This is a genomic window from Cupriavidus sp. SIMBA_020 (assembly GCF_046535395.1).
In the GTDB taxonomy this organism is placed as follows: domain Bacteria; phylum Pseudomonadota; class Gammaproteobacteria; order Burkholderiales; family Burkholderiaceae; genus Cupriavidus; species Cupriavidus campinensis.
Window position 1 is genome coordinate 1 of record NZ_JAWRWU010001829.1, and the last position, 230, is coordinate 230.

The 230-nt window shown below is 63.5% G+C and carries 1 pseudogene; it reads right to left on the reverse strand.

The window, feature by feature from the left end:
• Nucleotides 1-127, reverse strand: a pseudogene (locus SB751_RS35915) (aminocyclopropane-1-carboxylate deaminase/D-cysteine desulfhydrase family protein); the annotation flags it as partial.
• Nucleotides 128-230: the final 103 nt, after the last annotated feature.

A 230-nucleotide genomic window follows, 5' to 3' on the forward strand; every position in this document is an offset into this window, starting at 1 on the left:
TGTTGCAGTCCTCGCGCTTTGCATACAGCTCGACCTTGCCGCCGAGGTGCGCGCTCAGGCGCTTGAGCGGCTGGATCGGCGTCGGGCCGAACGTGAGCGGGTAGCGGGGAAAACGTTGCAGGTTCATCGACGGGCTCCGAAGGACGGTGGGCGGAAGCGCGGAGGCGTGATGCGTGTTGTGCCGCGCGCTGATCGAAAAATGATAGGCAAGAGCGCGAGAAATGAGCTTG